The organism is Prochlorococcus marinus str. MIT 9312 (genome assembly GCF_000012645.1).
Classification (GTDB): Bacteria; Cyanobacteriota; Cyanobacteriia; order PCC-6307; family Cyanobiaceae; genus Prochlorococcus_A; species Prochlorococcus_A marinus_L.
On sequence record NC_007577.1, the window covers coordinates 1,121,708 to 1,143,164 of the forward strand.

Consider the following 21,457-nt stretch of genomic DNA (forward strand, 5'->3'; position numbering starts at 1 on the left):
AATAAAATAGATTCATATGAATTAAGTAATTTTCTTTTTTTTAGTAATTTCATTTTAAAGTGATTACATAGGTAAAGTTTAATCTTTAAATATTTAATTTATCTAAGAATAATTTACGGGTGAACCCAATCATCATTGTTCTCTCCACATCCTGGTGGATGTGTAATCTTTTCTAAATTATTATTATTTTCAATAATTTTTTTAATTCCATATTTCCCACTAAAGCATGCAGCAACTCCATAACCTTGGAAGCCCATTTCGTGTTCTGGATAAGCTATGAAATAAATTAACTCTTCCGCCTGAGGATGCATAGCAATAGTATATAGGCCGTTATCAGTTCTCCAACTTACTAATTCTCTATCATTAAAGTTCATTGGTGAATTTGATTTGCAATATTTTGGATTATGGTCCCAACTACAAACTGAACAACAACCTGTGATCTTCAAAAAATGTCCAAGTTCAGAGGTATTTTGAACTATCGAACCAAATTCAACATAATATGCTTCAGCAGATCTCAAATATGAAGACAATAATGTAGTTGCTTCTTTTTGCCTAGTTTTATAGACGGTGTTTCGAAAACTTGGTATTGCTATTGCAGATAATATTCCAATAATGCCAACGACAACTACTAACTCTACTAAAGTGAATGCTTTTTTATCTTTAACAAATAAATTTGAAAACATAATCTAGAATTTAAGAATAATCATTCAACAGTCAATTACTACCCAAATATGGATAGCAATTTCAAAGTTAATAATAATGGTTCAGTGAAAAGGGAACTTAGAACTAATTATTTATTTTGATTATTTGTTTAAAAAAGAATATGATTACTGAAACCAATTTATCCTTTATTTCATAAATACCACATTAAAAAAAATTAATTATGGAATCTAATAAGAATAATATTGATAAAAGTAAAAATAAACTATTTAAAGATAATGAATTTATATCACAAACAAAAAGAGCGATTCATTTCGCTAGATTGGGCAATTTTCATGCATCAGAAAAGATTTTTAAAGAATTAATTTCTAAATCTAAATATGATTACTTAACTTTACATAGATTAGCTGGAATATCATTAAGACTTGGGAAGGAGAATCAGTATCTCTATTACTTAAAAGAAACTATTAAATGTAAAAAAGACTATGGAGAAGCATATGCGGAATTAGGGAATTATTTCACAAAAGTTGGTCAAATTAATAATGCATTAAATTATTTCCATATGGCAGTTAATTTCACTCCGGATTTATATGGGGTTTATATAAATATTGGAAATATTTTTTCAGATTTAGGAAGAAATGAAGAAGCATTAAAAAATTATGAAAAAGCATTGAGCATCAAAAATGACTTTCCATCAACTTTATACAATATCGGTAATATTCTTTTTAACAAGAAAGATTTCAATGGTGCAGAGAAATATTTTCTTAAAGCACTTTCCTTTGAAAAAAATCATGTTAAATCAAAAATAGGATTAATAAGTATTTATTCAGAGACTTTCAATATAAAATCTCTAAGAAATTTTAAAAGTTTTATTAAAAATGTTGGAATAAAAAATGGTGATGAGATATGTAGGTTAATGACTTTTTTTTACTTAGATAGTTCTCCACAAAAACAATATTTAAGAGCACAAAATTTTTCCAAGAAAGTTTTTGGTGATATTCAAAAGATTAACAAAATGCCAATAAAAATAAACAAGAAAAAAATTAGAGTTGGTTATATATCATCAAATTTTAATGATCATCCAGTTTTAAAAGTAATGGATTCTATTTTTAAAGGTCATGATAAAACTAGCTTTGAAATATATGCTTATTACCTTTTTAAAAATGATGATGACAATACTAAAAAAGTAAAGAAATACTTTGATTCCTTTAAAAATATTGCATCATTATCCAATAAAGAAATGATAAAAATCATAAGATCTGATGAATTAGATATAGCAGTTGATCTTATGGGTTATACAAATAGAAATAAGGCGAACATTTTTAATTCAAGGATAGCTCCTATACAAATAAATTATTTGGGATTTGCAGGCACTACATGCATACCAAATATGGATTTTTTGATAGCTGATAAATTTGTAATTCCGAAAAAAAATATGAAATTTTATTCTGAAAAAATTATTTATATGCCCAACTGTTTTATTAACTCAATTAAATATCAATATTCAAATTCAAAAGAATCAATAAAATTGAATTTGCCACCAAAATCAATTGTACTTGCAGCATTTCACATGGCATTTAAATTATCCGAAGAAGTTGTTAACAGTTGGATAAAAGTTCTTAATCAAACAGAAAATACTTATTTATGGTTAAAAATTTCAAATAAACTTGCTAAAAAAAATTTAATTTCTCACTTTCAATCTAAAAATGTTGATTTAAAAAGAATTTTATTTGCTGAAAAGGTTGATCTTTATACTGAGCATATTTCAAGATATTCAAAAGCAGATCTCTTTTTAGACACTTTTAACTTTAATGGTCATTCAACACTTGTAGAGTGTATATGGTCCGAACTTCCTTTTATTACACTTGCTGGAGAAAGCTTTGCTTCAAGAGTTGGAGCAAGCATATTGCATTCTTTAGGGTTGTCAGAACTTATCGCCAAATCTACAGATGAATATATTGAAAAGGTCATTTTTTATACTAAGAATTCTCATAAGCTCGCATTAATTAAGAATCAAATCAGAAAACAAAAAAAAGAAGGGGATTTTTTTAATCAAAAACTATTTGTTAATCAACTGGAAGAAAAATACAAAAGTTGCATTAAAAGTTTTAAGTCAACTTAAAAAGTATCTATAAATTTAAAACCAATTTCTAAAACAAAGTATATAAATTAATTAATTAAAAATTATTACTTTTTTTGAAGAATATAAGCAACCTGACCGATAAAGAAAGGAAACAATCTTGAAAAAAGAAAGTAAATTGAACTCATATTTTTAGATAAGAATCTTCCTATGGGAGGAATCAACATTCCTTTTTCTATTGAAATTAATTTTGTTGACTTATCGACTTTGAACAATTCCTTAATCCTTCTTTTGTTACAAGCTAAAAAGTTGGCATTATTAAATTTCCCATAACGCCAATCAAACAAAATTAAGTACCCACCTTTTTTTGTTATCCGAATCATTTCATTTGCTATCTTTTGAGAAATATCATTATTTGTTATTTGAACAAACATAGTCGATTCATAAGTTAAATCAAAATAATTATTTTTAAAATCAAGATTAGTTGCATCTTGCAAAGACAAATTAAGTAGAGGATAATTTTTTTTTGCAAAATTAATATCAACTTTATTTATATCAATCCCGAATAAATTATCTTGATTAAAACCTAACGACACTAATTTAATCAATTGACTAGATGAACCACAACCAATATCAATAATTTTGGATTCTTTTTTATTAAGGCTAATTTTATTTAGAGAATTCACAAAGCATTTATTTAGTGCCAAAAATTGATACAAAGTTTCTGGATTTAAAAGATCATCTCTAAATTTATTTTTTTTTTCATAATGTGCTTTGTAGTATTTTGTATACCAGTTTGGAATATCTAAAGTTTTCTTTTTAATCATTAAATATATTTTTGGAAAGATACTTTAAGGGACATTTTAAGAGCCCCTTCTTGGTTAATAATATTTAATAACATCCGATAAATAATTGCAATACTCTTTTTCAAATCTTTTAAAATAGCTATGTTATTTCAAAGCTATAACTTAATTTTAAAGATTATTAGAAAAGTAGTCACTAGTAATTTAGTAACACTAGGTTGGAGGTTAAAATACTTTCGCCCCGACTTTATTCAATCCATTCATAGAAAACTTTCCCAAGGCAGTTTTTTTTAATGGGTTAATATTTTTCTCCACATTATGTGGGGAAATAGTGAGTAAATTTAACTTATCAAATCAAAAGAGGAAGGTTTTCGATTATTCAAATATTTTTGAAGAGTTTTTCAGTAATGCATTTAAATCTGAGATTTCTTCTTTGGTAAATTCGCGATATTTTCCTATTGGTAAATCTAGCTTAATATTCATAATCCTTACACGCTTTAATGATTGTACTCTGTAGCCTAAGGACTCACACATTCTCCTAATCTGACGGTTAAGTCCTTGAGTGAGTATGATTTTAAATTTTTTTGGCCCTAATTTTTTTACAAAACAATTCTTAGTTTTGGTTTCTAGTATTTCAACTCCATTACTCATGGTTTGAATAAATTCTCTATTAATTGGACGATTAACGCTTACGATGTATTCTTTTTCATGATTATTTCTTGCTCTGAGTATTTTATTTACAATATCTCCATCGTTGGTTAAAAAAATCAACCCCTCACTAGACTTATCTAATCTTCCAATAGGGAAGATCCTTTTCGGATATTTAATGAAATCTATGATATTGTCTGGTTCTACGCCCCTATCAGTTGTGCAAACGACTCCAATAGGTTTATTAAAGGCTAAATATATGTTTTTTTGTTTCGTAGATTTTTTTATTCTTTGACCTTCAACTTCTACTTGATCACCATCCTCCACCTTGGCACCTATTTCAGGAATCTTACCATTAATAGTTACTTTTCCTTCTTCAATCAGTCTATCTGCTTTTCTTCTAGAGCAATAACCTACTTCACTTAAATATTTATTTATTCTAGTAGCCATTTTTCAATTTACATTTTATTTATTTTAAATATGAGGACAAATTGCGAAAAGAAAATGGACAATTTCGTCAACAATTTAAACTTCATTTTCAATAATTTCATGATTCACAAAATAATTTATTTCGTTAACATCCTCAATTTTTCTTGATGACACTATTTTAGAAAAATAGGACGCAATAATCAATGTGGCAAAAGTTTGTCTCTTAGAATAATTAATTTGTTTATAAGTTATTTTTAAAAAGTGGCTTCTATGATAAAAAATCTTATTAAAAACATTAAATATTTAATAGGCGAATTATTAAATATTAGTCGATAATATGCATTAAGAAATTAAGATAATAATAGTTAAACAAAAATAATATGATTAAATTCCCAAGCAAATTGTTTTATATTTCGATATTACCTTCTACAATCTTATATTTGACAATTTTATATATATCTAATCTTCATAACATTAAACTTAGTCTCGTACTTCGAGACCTTGCTCAAACCTGTGGATATCCAATTGGAGTTGGAATGATTTCGAATATTGGGATTTTATTATGGGGAGCTGCTACATCTATATGTTTATTTACAACATTCTCTCAGAAAATTAATAGTGATTCATCTAAATTACTTTTACTTGGGGGATTATTTTCAGGCCTGCTTTGTATTGATGATTTCTTTCTACTACATGATCGTTATATAGGCCCAGATTTTCTGAATTTAACATACCTAGCAATTTCGATATTTTTATTAGTTAGATTTCGAAGGCTATTAAAAAACATTGGACTTTTTAACTTGGTAATTTCAATCTTATTCCTTGGCTTATCTATATTTTTTGATGGGGTAATACAACAGATATTTAATCAAAGTTATGAATTAACTCAATTAATTGAAGAAGGGTTTAAATTTCTTGGCATTACATGTTGGCTAAATTTTTGGTGTAAGGCTTCATCTTATGCATTGAAATCTGGCGCATCCTAAAGTAATAACACTTTTAATAAAAAGAGTGCTCAATTAATATGTTTTTATTTTAAAAATTTGACCGCTACTAAAAGGTTCAAATTAATGGCAAATGAATAGCTTACAAATCTAAATTATTAGTTAACTTAAGTTTCTAGAATGGATATATAAGTATGTTAAATCGAGACTTTATGAGCGCAGCATCAGCTTTATTTTTTTGGCCAAACTTCTTCAGTTTTTGTCCATCCCTGAGAAAGTAATCTATCATAAATTTCTCTAGCTAAGTCTATATCTATAGAAACTGTTGTTGTCATTACAGGTGGTTTTTTTTCTAACTGGCCAACTATTTTTCCAGTATCTAAAAACATATACTCAAAGACTCCATCAATACTCTTATTATTTCTTATGAATCTTTTTAATTCTGTTCTGTTTGGATTAATCAGCCAATGAGATTTAGCCATGATTATATATGTTCTAAACTTTTAATTTTCTGATTCCTCCATATAAATATCGGCTTTCTATTGAAACCAGATACCAACACTTTTTACAGGAAAAATCCAATATAGATTTCACACTGTGATGGATTGTATCCATTTTATTGCATAAACCACAGTCTTTCATTTATTTAGTGAGTATTTGGACAAGGTATTTGGCATATAAAATATTTTTCATTTTTAGCTCATAGGGAGATACGTCAACAGCATGAAAATTTCTTTCTAATCTTTTTCTGAAATTACATACAGAGATTTTTGTTTCTTGATACATAACTTACATTCTCCAAATGAGTTATAATTTGACTCATTATGAATAATCCAATCCACTAATCCATTAAATAATCTTTTTTAACTTCTTTAGTCAAATAAAACAAATAATCAATTTAGGTTCAATACTAAAAATTAAGCTCTGCCTCTGCGATTTAATAGTCAATTAATTTACTCCTTTGGTAATGCCAAAATACCCAAAATATTCCACAGCAATAAATATAACTATCTTTTTATTGCTTGAATTATCAAGCCTTTCACTTAAAACAAACTCATCTGATCAGTCTTTTTTTTCTTCACATCTTCTATTAGCCATCCATCCGGCGACCAACCCAACATGATTGGAAATAAACCTTTTAATTCATCAGCATTTTTCACCTGCTCTGTCCATTGTTTTTCATATCCATCAGGAACAATAACAGGCATTCTGTGATGTAAAGGTTTTACTAATTCATTAGGCTTAGTTGTTAAAACGCAGCAACTTTCTAGTTCAGCACCATCAGGAGAAGTCCACCTGCTCCATATTCCTCCTAACCAAAAAGTATCATAATTTTCCTTTCTAATACGATATTTCTTTTCAAAAAAACCACTCGCTGGTATTAAGCATCTTTTATGTTTCCAACTTCCACTAAATAATTTTTTTTCGTCTACGGTTTCTGATCTTGCGTTAAACGGTCTTGGTCTTTCTTTATCAAATGGGTTTTTAGTCCAAGGTGTAATAAAACCCCATGACATAAAAGTAGTTTTAATTCTCCCTTCGTTTTTAATTACAAGAACAGGATCAGTAGGTCTTATCAAATTTTGAGTCTCGTACTTAGTATCAAGTCCAATTGGAAAGTCTTGTCTCAAAACCTTTGGTAATTTATTAAACTTAGTTTTCAACTCAAATCTTCCACACATTGATTTTAAAAAATCTTTTTAAAAACTCACTTTATAAAAAAGGGCAAATTTACCTTATTTTAGATCGAATTTCAATGTTCTCAAATAAAAAAATTAATTCTTATCATAGATTTTTTTAAATGATTAAGAGAACTTATAGATATTGAAAAACTATCTCAAATTTAATTTTAATACTTCAGAATTGAATAATGACAGACCCAATTCTATATTTATCAATGCTACTTGGACTTGGAGGAGTTTATGTATTAGTTTCTTCTTTCAATGATGATGATGGAGATGATGATGATGGAGAAAGATATATAATCTCAAATACACTAATTCAGCTAAATAGTTGAAATTTTTTTTTAAAATCAAAGAAACTATTAGTGAAAGTTGATCTCGTTAGTAAGAACCTATCGTAAAGACGAAGTTTTAAGAAGGAATGGGTTAACTTAAATATAATCTCGCTGTATCACAACCTAACATAAATCATTATATGCATTTTTAAATCTAATTGTTGGTCCTCTATCCGTATACATTTGTACCTCAAACCGTACATCGATTTAAGTCGATTGATTATTGTGCCTAGTTAGAACTTAGTGGTAACAATAATAAGTAAAATGCCTCCAATACCAATCAGATCTTGTAATAAATATTTGTTGAGTTACAAAGACTCATCAAACAAAACACATCAGTTAGGCTTCTATGCTCGCGATGCATACGATTGCCTGATGCTTGCGAGAGAATTTAACTCTTACGTAAATAATCATCCACGTTCTGTAATAAGAATCCAACAAAAATTTTGAGGTAACTAATCATGAATTTAAAAAGATCACCATTTGCAATTCAAGATAAAAAGGCAAGAGGCCTTGATAATGCAAAAGAATATCCAACTATTGCAGATTTAATGAGAGAGCAGAAAGTCAAAAATGATGATGTGCATACTGTTCACCATAGAAGAGATTTAGATTCTCTTGGTTAATTTTTAAATACATAGATAGTTATGAATTTCAAAAAATCAACATTATTAATCCTCAATAAAAGAGAAAGAGAATTGGATTTTATCAAGGGAGTTTATAAGAGAAGATTTCAAGCTGAAATTGAATCTTATAAATCTTCCGAAGATTAATATAAGAGCGAAACAATTCAAACTAAAGATATTTTGATGCTTGATAGATTCTCAACCTACTAAACATTTATTGATTTGCAAAACAATATTTTGATAAAAATTAAGTAAAGATTAATAGTTTATTTTGCTGATTCAGTTGAAGTTAAATGATTGCTGCTTATTTTATTCTAAAAAATAATATCTGGGCACATTATACTTTTTTACTATATAAGGTTAAACAAGAAGCCCCTCCAGAAATTCCAACTACTGAAAGGGCTATTAAATTGACTCGTACTATATAAAGTCAATCTATGTCTTGGAGTAAACGTAGAGCGTACTCATTGAGGTTTGGCCTCAATTTATTTATAGCAAAATAATTAGAAATTAACGAAAATTGCTAATGCAATTAACTTTTTATTCATAAGATAATATTTTCTTCCTCAAGTTTATATTTAAGCTCTATGGGCATATAAGTAATATCTTTTTTTAATTGAATCAATGGCGTCTTGATACTTTTTAGGTTCAGCAAAAAGCATTTTGATCAAATTGTATTAACTTTCAATTTCTTAAGAAGAGAATTTTCCCATAAAAAAGAGGGTTGTATCCCTCTATGTTAGATCGAATGTCAATCACATTAAAGATTAACTACTAATTCGAGACTGCTGCAATTTCTTTATGGACGGAGAGAAATTCTTGATCTGTTAAAACTGGTGTAACTTCAATTTCTACGCCAAAATTATCGACCCAGATGTTGCTCCATTTCCAAATGTTCTGATGATTTGAAGATTCAACTATTGCCCAACCATTAGCTCCCTCAGGATTCAATACTCGATTAAGAACTTTAAATCCATCAAATTCATCACCATCGCATCCTCCTTCCACAAAACCCGCGAAAGCTTCTGCCCCTTGCATATGACTTTCTTGATCTGGAAATTGCCAATGTACTATGTATGTTTGCATGAATAAAATAATTTTTTTAATTATTAATTATCAAATTTGAAAATTAAATAAAAAGTCTTTAAATACTAATTAAAAAAGTAAATAAGCCTAAATAGAGAAAATAACAAAAAAAAAGACTCTTACGAGCCTAGGTGATGGGGACTCCTATAATGACAAATTAAATAAAAACAAACAACCCCATCAATAGGTAATTTTTAATACTTACAAACACCATATGTAGTGCTAGGATTATACAAAAGGCTGGGTGATGGGGATTATCTGCTTTTTTTTTTTAATTAGGGCGAAGCTAACGCCCTTTTTTTATGGAAAAATTTAGTTTAAGTAATTAACACAGATCAAGGGTTAAAGTATTTGAACCTTTTGAAGATAGTTTAAAACCCTCTTCCTTAATTAATTGAATTATGAATTCTTATTTTTGTATAATGAAAAAATAAGTAATAGAGCCTATTGATGAGGATAATTTATCTAGATAAGTTATGCAAAGTATAAATTAAGGGGTAATTCATGAGTGGCGATTATGAGACACTAGAAATCAATCAACCAAAAATCTCATATTTCAAGAAAAGAACTGAAAATAATACAGAATGGTTAGATGAATTAATCAATAAAATTGAAGATATGAAAAACAACATATCCAAAGCTTCTTAATGACAGACAAAGAGCTAAAGGAATTAGAGAAATATGTAAAAGAAAATGGCTACAATGACGAGCTAAAAGATTTATATTTAAGGGAAATTTTAGACCAAAATAAAGAATACGAATGAGATCAAATTTTAGACCAAACATTAGACTAGCTTCAAACATTCTTTTAGTTATTGGTACTTTTGCTATTGCTTTAAAGATTGCCCCAATAGCAGAGGTATATCAGGAAAAAAATCTATGTATTAAATATTTAAAACATCAAATAGATCGAGACAAACTTATCAAAAGACTAAAAATAATTAAGCAAGCAAATCCATCTAGTATTTGTGACTCTATCCTTAAAAGTTAAAAATGAAGATCAAGTCATTAACCCCCTTAATTGCAGTCTTTGGTACTTCATTTCTTATAACCATTACATTGCTTAAAAGTTTCCAAATTTTTATGGGGATATCAATTTGTCTTTTAGCGATGCTCAAGCTTATGGATATTGAAGCTTTTGGAACAAGTTATTAGAAATATGATTTAATATCTTCTCAATTTGATAGCTGGATATAAATTTATCCTTTTTGCGAATTATTAATTGGAATAAGTTTTCTACATTCTTCTCCACCCTCTTTAATTATATTTATTGCACTAATTTTAGGAATTTCTGGAATGATTTCAGTATTTAAGGCTTTTATTTGGATAAATTAAAACTGAATTGTGCATGTATAGGTGGTTATGCAAAAACTCCTTTGGGAATTATTAGTTTTATCGAGAATCTTTTAATGGCAATTATGAGTTTCTTAATTTTGATTAATTAGCAATTTTATAAATCTTCAATTATGTTTGATTTAAATATTCAAAATTAATGCTCGTTATTAGTATGGAATTAAAAATAAAATCTATTAAAAGGAGATTTTTAAATTCTCTAATTTTTTCTGGAATTCTTTTTGCAAATACAATTAACGCTCATGTGGTTATTGCAGGAACTCAGGGAAATATAGATATCCCAAAAGTTGTTTCTTACAGATCAGCATCATGTGGTTGTTGCAAAAAATGGATTAATCATTTAAGAGATAATGGATTAGTTGTTGTTGATAATATAGTTGAAGATGTTTCAGTAATAAAAAACCAATATCAAATACCTAATAACTTACGATCATGTCACTCTGCTCAAATAGCTAACTATACTATTGAAGGACATGTTCCTATCAAATCAATCAACAAACTTCTTAGAGAAAAACCAAGTATCAAAGGGATAGCTGTTCCAGGTATGCCTCTTGGCTCTCCTGGCATGGAAATGCATTCTCACGACTTGCACTCTCATGATTATGAGAATTACAAAGTAGTTTCATTTAGTAAAACTGGTAAAACAAAATTATTTGATAACATTTCTCCCTAATACAAATAATAAATCTGAAATAATGCTTATTTTGCTTAGAAATTTTAAATTTTTTATTTTTTTATTTTTCTTATCTCTAAATTTCAATAGTTATTCGCATGCACATATGAGTGGGATATTTCTTTCTGAAGAGGAGGCTGAATATAGATCCTTAGAACTTGGTTGCGAGGGAATACACAAGAACAAAGATAAATGGATGCCATGTAAAAACGAAAAAGAATTACATATATATATGAGGAAATAAATGGAAAGATTAAAAGCCAATAAAAAAAAAGTTCACAGAAAAATAACCACAATTTCAGCGATCCCTCTAATAATTACTATTGTATCTGGGACTATTTATAGTGTTCTTCAACCATTAGGAGTAGATGCTTTTTGGTTAATAAAATGGCATACAGGTAATTTTGGCATTATTAATTTGCAACCTTTTTACTCGATATTTCTTGGTATAACATCAATAATCTCTATAATATCTGGCCTAAGACTATTACAAAAAGAACTTAGATAAATTCTAAGTAAGGCCAAAACTCTAATTAATACTATTTGCCCCGCCACTGACTAAGAAAATTATCGCTCCCAGTGCCATTGTTGCTACACCCATATAAGGGTATTTCTTAATTCTTGATTTAGTAATTGGAAGCCATGAAAAATATCTATCAGATTTATTTAATTCAACTTTTTTTTGTCTAGGTGGCAAGCCTAATTCCTCTCTTCTTTTAGCTTCGCCCATAATATTAAATTTATTTATATCTCAATATTAAAAATTATTTTCTTCGCCTGCGAATTAATTTTATTAAAAAGAAATAGGCCTTTTAATAAGGATAAATTATTTAAATTTTATTTAGCCTTCTTTAAATATAGATTCTTTGTATTTGCCTGATCTGATGTAAATAACAAAATCAATATAGTTCCAACTAGAAATGAAAAAATCATTGTTAAACCAACAACTTCAACCATCTCACTAGGTAGATAATTTAGAAACATAATGAATAGATCTCTTATTTTAAACTTAGCAATTGTTTTTTTTTATGTAAAGTAAGTATTACTCCATTGATTTGGGCAAGAAATCAGTGAGACTAAATTATTTCTATTTATTTCTATTTGCAGGATAAACTTGTCCTAGTCCATCACAATTCTCTTACTTAGCTATTCCTATTTTCTTAAGCAATTTCAAGTAAGGTAAGGCCCAATTACCAAAGGTAAAAGAGATTGTCTTATTTTTTGTAGTTGGCAATAATTTTTTAGAACTTATAGAGGCTAATTTAGATAATTTCTTAATAGTCTCTGCTTCTAGATTATCTATATACAATTTTTTTTGAACTCCTCGGTCTTGCTTCTGTGGTAAAAAATTTTCTATAAACCACAAAACTTGATATAAATTTGATTTATTGGGTGAGCTTTTAAATTGTTTATATTTCTTTTTAAACAATATTATTTACCTCTTAATTCCTTTATTAAATTTGCCATTTATATACTTGAAAGCAATAGTAAGAAGATCAAAATTATGTTCTTTTAATAATCGATAATCGAAAAAATCAATTGATAATTACTTTTTTTTTTATAAAAATAAAGAAGAGAGGATTTAATTCCTCACTTTTTGATCAGTGCCAAATAAGAATTTAATTTCTTAAGTCTTTCGATTTCATTTTTTTTTGTGTTTGCCTGATTCTTTCTTCAAAGACGGATCTTCTGTATGGAGTAACTTCTCCATTTTTTGTTGCCAAAATTTGGGCTTCATAGAGCCTATTGGCTCTTTTGATTTTTTCTCTTATTTGTAAGAGGTTATTCATGGTATTTTGCAGTTAATGAGAATCCCGTTCCCTACTCCCATATCATGCGTCCAGAAATATAAACTTGGATGAACGTTATTGAAGGATAACATTTCCAAAAAAATTCCGCGAGAGTACTTTTTACTAATTTTTCTCAAGAAAATAAATATTGAATGAATTTGATAAAAAAGCTTTTAATATTACATAAATCAGGATAATAAAATTGTTTGCGACCCATCATTATTATCCTGAATCACTATTTGTTTATTGGGGAAAATATCTGATAATATTCTTTTCAAATTTGAATTATCTGAAGGTATTATATTACTAATATTTTTTGAATTGATTTTCCAATTTTCATCTACAAATAATTCTTTATCATCACTTTTTTTAGCCACGACTGATGTCTTATTTATAATCTTAAGTAACAGTTCAGAATCATAATCTTTAAATTCTTCAGGGTTCTCTTTGAAATTTGCAATCATTATTTTAAATCTAATGTTTATAAATCTTGCATCATAAATTTGAAGAATACAAGGTATTAATTACCTAAAAATTTCCCTCAAAATAAAAAATTTGGATGAAATTAAAATATTTTTCTTTAGAAAATTTAATTTCAAGATCGCCAAAGAATGATATTTAAAAAGATTAATTAATCATTTACACGATTTATTTACTTGTTAAGTTGCTAATAAGTGATTCAGGAAGAATGCCAAGAGTAATTAACAAAAAAATCAGAATTTTAAGATGGTTAAACTCAGGAATGATACTACCATTTATCTTTATGGCTGCATCCTCATCTATAATTCTTTATGGTGTTTTATTTATCCTAATAAAATAGTTTTCTAATTTAAGCAGCTAATTTTTCCTCAGATTTAGACATAATCATTGCAGCTTTTTTTAATAAACTAACTACTTCTTTTCTTCCAACTGCATTATCAGCTTGACGCATTATTTCAGCATATTTTTTATTTATTTTTTTCATAAATAGTTTTAATTTAATCCAAAATTACAACACTATATGATGGTGTCAATCGTAAGTAAGTCTCATATATTATTTCTTCGATTATTTTTGCACAATTAAAATTGCTTATTATATTATCTTTAATGTTTTTTTAATTGATGAGGCAAAAAATTCATAAATATCAAAATTAACAATCCTGATAATTAAGCAATATTAAAGGATTTAAAAACATAAAATAAACCGCCTATTAGGATCAATATTGCAGCTCCATAAAAAATAAAAGGGATAATTGGATATTTATATAATGTAGACCTAACTTTTTCTTGTATGGCTTTTTTATCAAGTTGAGGCAAATTTATATCTTCAGTTTTTTCTCTAGGCAGAATACCTAATTTTTTTCTTCTCTTTGCTTCTCCCATAATTAATAATAAGGTATTCCCATAAATTTTAAATAATTATTATCAGCTAAATCTAAAATTTGATCCCATTCTTCACGTGATGTTTCCAAAGGATTGTTAAAATCCTTTTTTAAGTGTACATCTTTTCTCTTTATTTTCTGGAGAATTATAATTTCTTAAAAAAGTAATAGTTAAATAAGATAATGATAAAAAAACTATTATTACCTTAGCAATTCTAAAACTATTCATACCCTAGATGATATTTCCACATAACTAAATAAGTTAATTTTTGGTTTTATAATTAATTTAATATGTTAAAACAATTTTCAGATGATAAATTCTGTGAATCTTAAGCATTTGCCTATTCAGGATTTGTTTTTTTCAGTCTTAATAAGCTTTATTATGTCGACAATTATTGTCAATATTTATGGCCCATTATTAGCAATACTTTATGCATTTGGAAATATACTTGCTCTTACTTTTTTGAGTTGGTTATACCAAGAAACTTGGAGTGATCCAAGTAAATAAAAGCAATTAAGAAAAAAAAGATTAATATATTTTTTCTACTTTTGTATTTTTAACTTTGAAGAATACTTTAAATTCACAATGTATGTGGCAACAAGAGATAGTATTAAGAAAAATAATAAGCTCTCTAAAGTAGATTGAGGCATAACCATAATTAGTACCAAAAATAATACATTTCTAGAAAAACGAATTCTGAAGAAAAATCAACCCCTTAATTATTTTTTATTTTCAAATTAATAAATCCCAATCCCAAAGAATGAATTTGCAATAAACAACAAACTAAATAATGTTAAGAAAATTAATCCTATCCAACTTATTGTTTTTAGAAATAATCCATATCTATTTTTAATTGGTACTAATTTGCTATTTATAGTATCCATTGCCATCCATGCAAATAAAGGTGCGGTTAGAAAACTTCCTGTCATTGCAGCAAATACAAAATCTTTTACACCTATACCTCCAGACCTTGCAATCAGCAAAGCTATTAATGATGCAAAGATATGTATAATCATCCACAGTTGAAATCTATTTCGCTCTGCTTTGGAATCCATATGTCCAAAATCAGTTCCTCTCAATAAACCCTGAATAGCAGAAATACTTCTTGGATATGCATCTAGACAAGTAATTGTGGTACTAAACATTGCGGCAAATGCTGCAGGTATAATGATCCATTTAGCCCAATTGCCAATGGATTTAGTGTAAAGGAGTATTAATTTTTGAGCAAAGGAGACTCCACTTCCGGAAAGCATTCCATCGCCTGTACCATACATTGTTATGGCTCCAAGAGTAAGGAAGAAAATAGCAGTGACAACAGTTATTATGTAACCGAGATTAAAATCAAATTCTGCTTCACTAATATTTGGTTTATAATTTGAATCTTTTGCTCGAGAAAACATCCATAAAGAAGGCCAAACACATAACTCTACTGGGCAAGGCATCCATCCCATTAAAGGGATCAAGAAAGCTAAATTTGTTAACTTCCATGGGCTGATTTCTGGTTCAAAAAAACTCATATTTAGAGACTCATTTATTGAACCTTTGAATAAAAGCGATAAAACTGCAAATAATGTTAAAAAAGTTAGAATAGATACTAAAAATTTTGAAATCCTATCAAGGGTTTTATATTTACCAAGAATTAATATCATCCCAGAAACAATCAGGATTCCTATAGACAAATCCATGGCTGGAAAAGCTGAGAAAAAGGTGATATTAGTTAAAAGGACACCAGAGACAAAACTTACAGCCGATATTGTGAAAGTACCTGTAATTAGACTAACTATTAGAAATAAAGGAAGATATAAAGGATTCTGCTCTTTGAAACCTTCTAATAATGATTTACCAGTAGATGCTGTAAATCTAGTCCCAACCAACAAGAATGGATATTTTAAAAGATTAGTAAGAAGGATTAGGCCGACTAATGAAAATCCAAACCTTGCACCAGCAGTAGTTGATGACAATAAATGAGAACCCCCAATAGCCGCTCCAGCTAGCAAAATTCCTGGACCTAAACTTTTTTGTATTCCTTTTGTAAAATTCATGTCTTTAATCAAATGATTTAATTTAATTTTTGAGCCCTTCTAAACTTATTTTCTAATACTCTTTTTTTAAAAGCAAAATCAGATAATGAGTAAAAAATAAAAAGTATAATTAGTAATCCTATTCGAACTTTCATAAGATATCTCTTTCAATTATGCTTTTATCAGATATTTATTTTGTATTCAACCTCTTTTCTCCATAAGATCCCCAAAAACCTATCTAAAACATCTAATTCCTTTTTATCAAAACTTTTTATTTTCTTTTTATTTTGTTTTTGCATAAATTATTACTTAAGTATTTCAACTTTAAACTGAGCTAAAAAAAACACAATAAGCAAAACTTCTTAAAACATTTAAAATTAATTTTTATTTAGGTTCTTCTTAATTTGATATATATTTTTCTGCCCTCCTTAAGGCTTTTATTGCTCCTTTATAGTCAAGATTTTTTAATTTTTCCTTACTTTTATGTTCCAACATTTTTACTATTTCATTTATCTTTATTTCATCAATTTTCAGCTTATGATCGAAAATAAGATCGAATTTGGAGGAATACAAAATAGATAATTCTTCCCTATATTTTTCAATAATTTTTTGATCACAAGATTTAGATTTCAATATTGCATTAGCCTTCATTTTGTCTTCTAAAGCTCCTTTGAAATTTCCTCGCTTAAATTTCTTTTCACTTGATCTTGTTAGCTTAATAAGATTTTCCAATATCAATACAACAGAATCTTCCATTTTTTATCGTCCCTTTTATTAATCCTATCAGCATAAAGAAAAAACAACTCATTTTTTTAATACTCAAATAACTGAATAATTAATTAACCAAAAACAAGTCCTTTTTCAAGAAGTAAATCGAAAACCTCCACACTTTTTGTTTTCCCTAATTTAGGTGGCTTATATAAATCTAATATTTCAGCGAGGCACATGATCCAAGAAGTATCTTTTTTTAAATTAAGCTTTTCACAAATATGGGGGGGGGCCGATTTAAAGCAACCAAATTCTGTTGAAATATTAATGTTCATGATTTGAGTTTCAAGTTCCAGACTTAAGAGTTCTATTTCTTGCGCAGATAGGCTTGTCCCAAATGAATATGATTCAATTAAAAGTTGATAATTCATAAAAAATTTTATTTTCTCAAGAAATCCAGCGCGTTATTTTTGTACCCTCGTAAATATGCCCTGAAGCCTCAACAATAGGTTTCGTTTCAGGATTCATAAAAATATCGAATAGAACATTTTCTGGTCCTTGAAAAATTACAATTGCCCTTTGTGGATCATCTAATGATTTACCAATATAAAATGTTTTAACTCCCATTTCTTTAAACATCGACTGCTGCTCCTTAGCATTCATATGAGATTCATACTCATCGAAGGTATTACTTAGTTGAAAATCTAGAATAGTCGTTTCAATAGTCATAAGAATAAAAAAAGAGTTTTTTAATTCTAAATCTTTTTCAATAAAAAATATCAAGAAAAATTAGTTTTCATTAAGCAAAGTATTAACTAATTTTTATTTATAAGTTATAAATCAACTATAAAAACGATTTTGGTTTTGGACTCAAAGATTTCTCAAAGAGAACAATGGACTAGTAAGCTAGGATTCATTCTCGCAGCTGCTGGAAGTGCAGTAGGTCTAGGCAACCTTTGGGGTTTTGCTTACAGAGCATCTCAAGGAGGAGGTGCTGCTTTTGTACTTTTATATTTATTGATCGTTTTAATTGTATGTCTTCCGGTATTTGTTGCTGAAATGGCATTGGGTAGAAACGCAATGGCAAGCACATTACTTGCTCCTGTTAAGCTGGCTGGGAAAAATTGGTATCCATTAGGAATTCTTTTCTTCTTAGCTCCCCTGGGAATAGCATCATATTATTCAGTGATAATGGGATGGACAGCAGATACCTTGTTCCATTCTTTATTTTTTGGATTACCGAAAAATTTAACTGAAGCAGAAACCTTCTTTGGCTCTATTAGTAGTGGTAGCAGTGTTTTATTAGGGCACCTATTAAGTCTTGTACTTACAGCAATAATAGTTTCATCAGGTATAAAAAAAGGTATAGAAAAAGTTACTAGATATTTCATGCCAATCCTTTTCATAATTATTGTAATTCTTGCTATTTGGGCTACTTCTCTTTCAGGGGCTTGGGAAGGATATAAAACATTTCTACTTAAGTTTGATTTTAATGAATTAAGAAATCCTCAAACAATAAGAAACGCTTTTACACAAGCATTCTTTTCATTAAGCTTAGGGATTGGAATTATGGTTACTTACGCCTCGTATCTAAATAAGAAAAGTAATCTTCCAAAACTAAGTGTTGGAGTTGCATCATTAGATACTTTGGTTGGACTAATGGCTGGATTTATAACTTTCCCAATAGTTTTAACATTCGGTTTAAGTGACGCTATTTCTGAATCCACAGTTGGTGCTTTGTTCATATCAATTCCAACAGGCCTAGGTTCATATGGTGCAGCCGGAAGAATTGTAGCTGTTGCATTTTTTGCACTAGCTTATATTGCAGCTATAACTTCTTCTGTTTCATTATTAGAAGTTCCAGTTTCCTCTTTAATGGATAAATTTGGTTTTAAAAGAGAAAAATCTGTTTGGATGATAACTCTATTCCTATTCTTAGCTGGGATTCCTTCTGCATTGAACTTAAACATTCTTGGAACAGTTGATTCGATTTTTGGAGGCGTATTACTTATCTTTGGTGGATTCTTAGTAACTTTCTTTATGGGATGGGTCGTTCCAGGAAAGTTCGATGAAGAGCTTAGTGACTCAAAAGTTGGAATCAAAACAACCCGTTATTTGAAATTCATGACAAGGTGGGTTGCGCCTCCAATTATTGGTTTTGGACTATTTATTAGTGTGTTTGACTTGCTGAAAGGCTGGGTAAGTTAGAAACTTTTTTTAGATTATTTTAAAACAATCTAAAAAAAATCTTCAATGTATAAGTATTTGCAGTTGTTCTTGCTTAAAAATTAATATATTGGAGAAGTTCTTTTTTATTTTTAAAAGCCAAAAAATCTTTTCCAAGAAAATGTCTTACCGCGGATCCTTTTTTTAATTAAGTATTAACTTTTAACTTATATTTAATCTCAAACGTATCGCCAAAAACCATCCCTAATAGAATCTATATAAGATACATTTAGGTATTTAATTTAAAGAAATTAGAGCGCCACAAAGAATAGATAGCAAATTTGATGTCAACCAAATCTGATTCATTAAAAGGAAAGCTTACAGAAAATTTTTCTGAATTTTCTCAATTATCTGACTATTCTCTTATGAATTCTCTTAAAGCAGATCCTCAATCAACAAAAGATGGAAATGATCATAAGCCGCGTTCAGTATATTCAGGTCATTATGTACCAGTTGTTCCAACTCCTATTCCAGAACCAGAATATATTTCCCATAGCAACAAACTTTTTAAAGAACTAAGGCTAAGCTCAGATCTTACTAAAGACGAGAATTTTTGTCGTTTTTTCTCAGGTGATATTTCTGTTGCTAATTATCCAATGAGTCCTGTTGGTTGGGCAACAGGTTATGCATTATCAATTTACGGAACTGAATATACCCAACAATGTCCCTTTGGCACTGGCAATGGTTATGGCGATGGCAGAGCAATTTCTGTTTTTGAAGGTTTATTCAATGGGAAAAGAATGGAAATGCAACTTAAAGGAGGAGGTCCAACTCCCTACTGTCGTGGAGCAGATGGCAGAGCTGTCTTAAGGTCTAGCGTACGAGAATTTCTCGCACAGGAATTAATGGATGCCTTGGGAATCCCTACCTCAAGATCTTTAACACTTTATGTCTCACGTTCAGAAATAGTTAGAAGACCGTGGTATTCCAAAGGGTCCAGATATTTTGAACCTGATGTCATGATTGATAATCAAGCGGCAATTACTACGAGAGTCGCTCCATCTTTTTTACGTTTAGGCCAGATTGAACTTTTTGCAAGACGAGTTCGTAATAATGCGCATGATGAGGCCCTCAATGAACTAAAGATGATAGTTCAACATCTAATTGATAGAAATTATAAAGATGAAATTGAATATGAGATTTCAATTGAAAGTAAAGTAATAAAACTGGCTTCTTTATACAGATCAAGACTTATATCACTTATAGCCAACTGGATGAGAGTTGGTTATTGCCAGGGTAATTTCAATAGTGATAATTGTGCTGCTGGAGGTTATACCTTGGATTATGGCCCCTTTGGATTCTGTGAATTATTTGATCCAAGATTTCAACCATGGACAGGTGGAGGTGAACATTTCTCATTTTTTAACCAGCCTTCTGCAGCGGCAATCAACTTTAAAACATTCTGTTCATCTCTTAGTCTGTTACTTTCACAAAGCAAACAAGATCAAGAAAAGTTAGATCAAATCGAAAAAGACTTTTTTGAATTAATGAATAAGGAATTGATGAAAATGTGGGCAAACAAGCTTGGTTTAGAACATTACAACGAAACTCTAATAAATGAATTTTTTAATCTCATGGTCATTTCAAAAGCAGACTATACAATTTTGTTCCGTAAACTCTCTAAAATCCCTGATAACTTAGATTCTTTAAAAGACTGTTTCTATTTACCAATTAATGACGAGCTCAATAATAGGTGGGAAGTATGGCTTGAAAACTGGCAATCAGTCTTGAAGAAAGAGGGAAATATTAAAGCAAAATCGGCATCAATGAAATCCCTTAATCCAGTCTATACTTGGCGCGAATGGATGGTCGTTCCCGCATATGAAGAAGCTGAAAAGGGAAATTACAAAAAAATAAAAGAGTTACAGGATGTCTTTAGCAATCCATATGTAGAACAACCCCCAGAAATAGATCAAAAATATAATCGACTAAAGCCAAGCCAGTATTTTAACTATGGAGGAGTATCTCATTACAGTTGTTCTTCGTAAAAGGTGAATCCTAAAAATGCAGATTGAACAAATTACAGAAAAA

General features: G+C 28.8%; 31 protein-coding genes. 14 read left to right on the forward strand and 17 right to left on the reverse strand.

All coding sequences use genetic code 11. From position 1 onward, the window contains the following. Positions 1–113: 113 nt before the first annotated feature. A complete protein-coding gene (locus PMT9312_RS06200; RefSeq protein ID WP_011376750.1) occupies positions 114–683 on the reverse strand; it encodes a type IV pilin protein in 570 nt (189 codons plus the stop codon). Positions 684–883: 200 nt separating this feature from the next. Here PMT9312_RS06200 and PMT9312_RS06205 point away from each other — a divergent pair, with 200 nt between their 5' ends. Then, positions 884–2,782 carry a tetratricopeptide repeat protein gene (locus PMT9312_RS06205; protein ID WP_011376751.1) on the forward strand — a complete coding sequence of 633 codons (1,899 nt, stop codon included), beginning with the start codon at positions 884–886 and terminating at the stop codon, positions 2,780–2,782. A gap of 65 nt (positions 2,783–2,847) precedes the next feature. On the opposite strand, the gene PMT9312_RS06210 is transcribed toward PMT9312_RS06205, so the two are convergent. Both PMT9312_RS06210 and rluF read right to left on the reverse strand, forming a co-directional pair. Then, complete coding sequence (locus PMT9312_RS06210; RefSeq protein ID WP_011376752.1) at positions 2,848–3,567, reverse strand: class I SAM-dependent methyltransferase; 720 nt, start codon at positions 3,565–3,567, stop codon at positions 2,848–2,850. 351 nt (positions 3,568–3,918) lie between these two features. Beyond that, a complete protein-coding gene (gene rluF / locus PMT9312_RS06215; RefSeq protein WP_011376753.1) occupies positions 3,919–4,641 on the reverse strand; it encodes a 23S rRNA pseudouridine(2604) synthase RluF in 723 nt (240 codons plus the stop codon). A 359-nt stretch (positions 4,642–5,000) separates the two neighbouring features. Here rluF and PMT9312_RS06220 point away from each other — a divergent pair, with 359 nt between their 5' ends. Next, positions 5,001–5,606 (forward strand): hypothetical protein, encoded by a 606-nt coding sequence (locus PMT9312_RS06220; RefSeq protein ID WP_011376754.1) that lies wholly within the window; start codon positions 5,001–5,003, stop codon positions 5,604–5,606. Between the two features lie 188 nt (positions 5,607–5,794). Here PMT9312_RS06220 and PMT9312_RS06225 read toward each other — a convergent pair whose 3' ends face one another. Together PMT9312_RS06225 and PMT9312_RS06230 are read right to left on the reverse strand one after the other, a co-directional pair. Beyond that, a complete protein-coding gene (locus PMT9312_RS06225) occupies positions 5,795–6,046 on the reverse strand; it encodes a DUF1651 domain-containing protein (RefSeq protein ID WP_011376755.1) in 252 nt (83 codons plus the stop codon). 561 nt (positions 6,047–6,607) lie between these two features. After that, positions 6,608–7,246 carry an SOS response-associated peptidase gene (locus PMT9312_RS06230; protein WP_011376756.1) on the reverse strand — a complete coding sequence of 213 codons (639 nt, stop codon included), beginning with the start codon at positions 7,244–7,246 and terminating at the stop codon, positions 6,608–6,610. A gap of 188 nt (positions 7,247–7,434) precedes the next feature. Between PMT9312_RS06230 and PMT9312_RS09825 the strand changes: the two genes are divergently transcribed. The 4 genes from PMT9312_RS09825 (at position 7,435) to PMT9312_RS10045 (ending at position 8,354) form a co-directional block, all read left to right on the forward strand. Then, a complete protein-coding gene (locus PMT9312_RS09825; RefSeq protein ID WP_193741830.1) occupies positions 7,435–7,581 on the forward strand; it encodes a hypothetical protein in 147 nt (48 codons plus the stop codon). A 264-nt stretch (positions 7,582–7,845) separates the two neighbouring features. After that, the gene (locus PMT9312_RS09490; RefSeq protein WP_071813338.1) at positions 7,846–8,031 is read left to right on the forward strand and encodes a hypothetical protein; all 186 of its coding nucleotides are present in this window, start codon (positions 7,846–7,848) and stop codon (positions 8,029–8,031) included. Positions 8,032–8,042: 11 nt separating this feature from the next. Beyond that, the gene (locus PMT9312_RS09830; RefSeq protein WP_011376757.1) at positions 8,043–8,207 is read left to right on the forward strand and encodes a hypothetical protein; all 165 of its coding nucleotides are present in this window, start codon (positions 8,043–8,045) and stop codon (positions 8,205–8,207) included. A 21-nt stretch (positions 8,208–8,228) separates the two neighbouring features. Continuing rightward, positions 8,229–8,354, forward strand: coding sequence for a hypothetical protein (locus PMT9312_RS10045; RefSeq protein ID WP_263890809.1), 126 nt, complete (start codon positions 8,229–8,231; stop codon positions 8,352–8,354). Between the two features lie 627 nt (positions 8,355–8,981). Here the strand turns inward: PMT9312_RS10045 and PMT9312_RS06240 are convergent. Further along, positions 8,982–9,293 (reverse strand): DUF3303 domain-containing protein, encoded by a 312-nt coding sequence (locus PMT9312_RS06240; RefSeq protein ID WP_011376758.1) that lies wholly within the window; start codon positions 9,291–9,293, stop codon positions 8,982–8,984. A 504-nt stretch (positions 9,294–9,797) separates the two neighbouring features. Here PMT9312_RS06240 and PMT9312_RS09835 point away from each other — a divergent pair. The 5 genes from PMT9312_RS09835 to PMT9312_RS06265 all read left to right on the forward strand — a co-directional run bounded on the left by PMT9312_RS09835 (position 9,798) and on the right by PMT9312_RS06265 (position 11,827). Beyond that, the gene (locus PMT9312_RS09835; protein WP_193741831.1) at positions 9,798–9,941 is read left to right on the forward strand and encodes a hypothetical protein; all 144 of its coding nucleotides are present in this window, start codon (positions 9,798–9,800) and stop codon (positions 9,939–9,941) included. A 112-nt stretch (positions 9,942–10,053) separates the two neighbouring features. Then, on the forward strand, positions 10,054–10,284 hold the full coding sequence (locus PMT9312_RS06245) for a hypothetical protein (protein ID WP_011376759.1): 231 nt from the start codon (positions 10,054–10,056) through the stop codon (positions 10,282–10,284). Positions 10,285–10,800: 516 nt separating this feature from the next. Next, entirely contained in the window at positions 10,801–11,319 is a 519-nt protein-coding gene (locus PMT9312_RS06255) for a DUF411 domain-containing protein (RefSeq protein ID WP_036924260.1), read from the forward strand. Between the two features lie 106 nt (positions 11,320–11,425). Further along, the gene (locus tag PMT9312_RS06260) at positions 11,426–11,563 is read left to right on the forward strand and encodes a DUF3721 domain-containing protein (protein ID WP_011376762.1); all 138 of its coding nucleotides are present in this window, start codon (positions 11,426–11,428) and stop codon (positions 11,561–11,563) included. Beyond that, entirely contained in the window at positions 11,564–11,827 is a 264-nt protein-coding gene (locus PMT9312_RS06265; RefSeq protein ID WP_011376763.1) for a hypothetical protein, read from the forward strand. 21 nt (positions 11,828–11,848) lie between these two features. On the opposite strand, the gene PMT9312_RS06270 is transcribed toward PMT9312_RS06265, so the two are convergent. The 7 genes from PMT9312_RS06270 to PMT9312_RS06285 all read right to left on the reverse strand — a co-directional run bounded on the left by PMT9312_RS06270 (position 11,849) and on the right by PMT9312_RS06285 (position 14,471). Further along, on the reverse strand, positions 11,849–12,049 hold the full coding sequence (locus PMT9312_RS06270) for a DUF2839 family protein (protein WP_011376764.1): 201 nt from the start codon (positions 12,047–12,049) through the stop codon (positions 11,849–11,851). 107 nt (positions 12,050–12,156) lie between these two features. Then, on the reverse strand, positions 12,157–12,303 hold the full coding sequence (locus PMT9312_RS09840; protein WP_187146050.1) for a hypothetical protein: 147 nt from the start codon (positions 12,301–12,303) through the stop codon (positions 12,157–12,159). 154 nt (positions 12,304–12,457) lie between these two features. Beyond that, complete coding sequence (locus PMT9312_RS06275) at positions 12,458–12,748, reverse strand: hypothetical protein (RefSeq protein WP_011376765.1); 291 nt, start codon at positions 12,746–12,748, stop codon at positions 12,458–12,460. A 190-nt stretch (positions 12,749–12,938) separates the two neighbouring features. After that, positions 12,939–13,109 carry a hypothetical protein gene (locus tag PMT9312_RS09845; RefSeq protein WP_193741832.1) on the reverse strand — a complete coding sequence of 57 codons (171 nt, stop codon included), beginning with the start codon at positions 13,107–13,109 and terminating at the stop codon, positions 12,939–12,941. A 188-nt stretch (positions 13,110–13,297) separates the two neighbouring features. Continuing rightward, positions 13,298–13,573: a hypothetical protein gene (locus tag PMT9312_RS06280; protein ID WP_011376766.1), complete on the reverse strand. Its 276-nt coding sequence runs from the start codon at positions 13,571–13,573 to the stop codon at positions 13,298–13,300. A gap of 365 nt (positions 13,574–13,938) precedes the next feature. Then, a complete protein-coding gene (locus PMT9312_RS10050) occupies positions 13,939–14,073 on the reverse strand; it encodes a hypothetical protein (protein WP_263890813.1) in 135 nt (44 codons plus the stop codon). 182 nt (positions 14,074–14,255) lie between these two features. Next, complete coding sequence (locus PMT9312_RS06285; RefSeq protein ID WP_011376767.1) at positions 14,256–14,471, reverse strand: DUF2839 family protein; 216 nt, start codon at positions 14,469–14,471, stop codon at positions 14,256–14,258. Positions 14,472–14,852: 381 nt separating this feature from the next. Here PMT9312_RS06285 and PMT9312_RS10055 point away from each other — a divergent pair, with 381 nt between their 5' ends. Further along, the gene (locus PMT9312_RS10055; protein ID WP_263890814.1) at positions 14,853–14,978 is read left to right on the forward strand and encodes a hypothetical protein; all 126 of its coding nucleotides are present in this window, start codon (positions 14,853–14,855) and stop codon (positions 14,976–14,978) included. Positions 14,979–15,208: 230 nt separating this feature from the next. Here the strand turns inward: PMT9312_RS10055 and PMT9312_RS06300 are convergent, their stop codons facing one another. The 4 genes from PMT9312_RS06300 to PMT9312_RS06315 form a co-directional block, all read right to left on the reverse strand. After that, positions 15,209–16,513 carry an NRAMP family divalent metal transporter gene (locus tag PMT9312_RS06300; RefSeq protein WP_011376768.1) on the reverse strand — a complete coding sequence of 435 codons (1,305 nt, stop codon included), beginning with the start codon at positions 16,511–16,513 and terminating at the stop codon, positions 15,209–15,211. Positions 16,514–16,891: 378 nt separating this feature from the next. Next, on the reverse strand, positions 16,892–17,248 hold the full coding sequence (locus PMT9312_RS06305) for a hypothetical protein (protein WP_011376769.1): 357 nt from the start codon (positions 17,246–17,248) through the stop codon (positions 16,892–16,894). 83 nt (positions 17,249–17,331) lie between these two features. Then, a complete protein-coding gene (locus tag PMT9312_RS06310; protein ID WP_011376770.1) occupies positions 17,332–17,631 on the reverse strand; it encodes a hypothetical protein in 300 nt (99 codons plus the stop codon). A gap of 16 nt (positions 17,632–17,647) precedes the next feature. Beyond that, entirely contained in the window at positions 17,648–17,929 is a 282-nt protein-coding gene (locus PMT9312_RS06315; protein WP_036924296.1) for a DUF3764 family protein, read from the reverse strand. 135 nt (positions 17,930–18,064) lie between these two features. Here PMT9312_RS06315 and PMT9312_RS06320 point away from each other — a divergent pair, with 135 nt between their 5' ends. Together PMT9312_RS06320 and PMT9312_RS06325 are read left to right on the forward strand one after the other, a co-directional pair. Then, positions 18,065–19,408 (forward strand): sodium-dependent transporter, encoded by a 1,344-nt coding sequence (locus PMT9312_RS06320; RefSeq protein ID WP_036924299.1) that lies wholly within the window; start codon positions 18,065–18,067, stop codon positions 19,406–19,408. 302 nt (positions 19,409–19,710) lie between these two features. Beyond that, positions 19,711–21,414, forward strand: coding sequence for a protein adenylyltransferase SelO family protein (locus PMT9312_RS06325; RefSeq protein ID WP_011376773.1), 1,704 nt, complete (start codon positions 19,711–19,713; stop codon positions 21,412–21,414). The last annotated feature ends 43 nt before the right edge of the window (positions 21,415–21,457 follow it).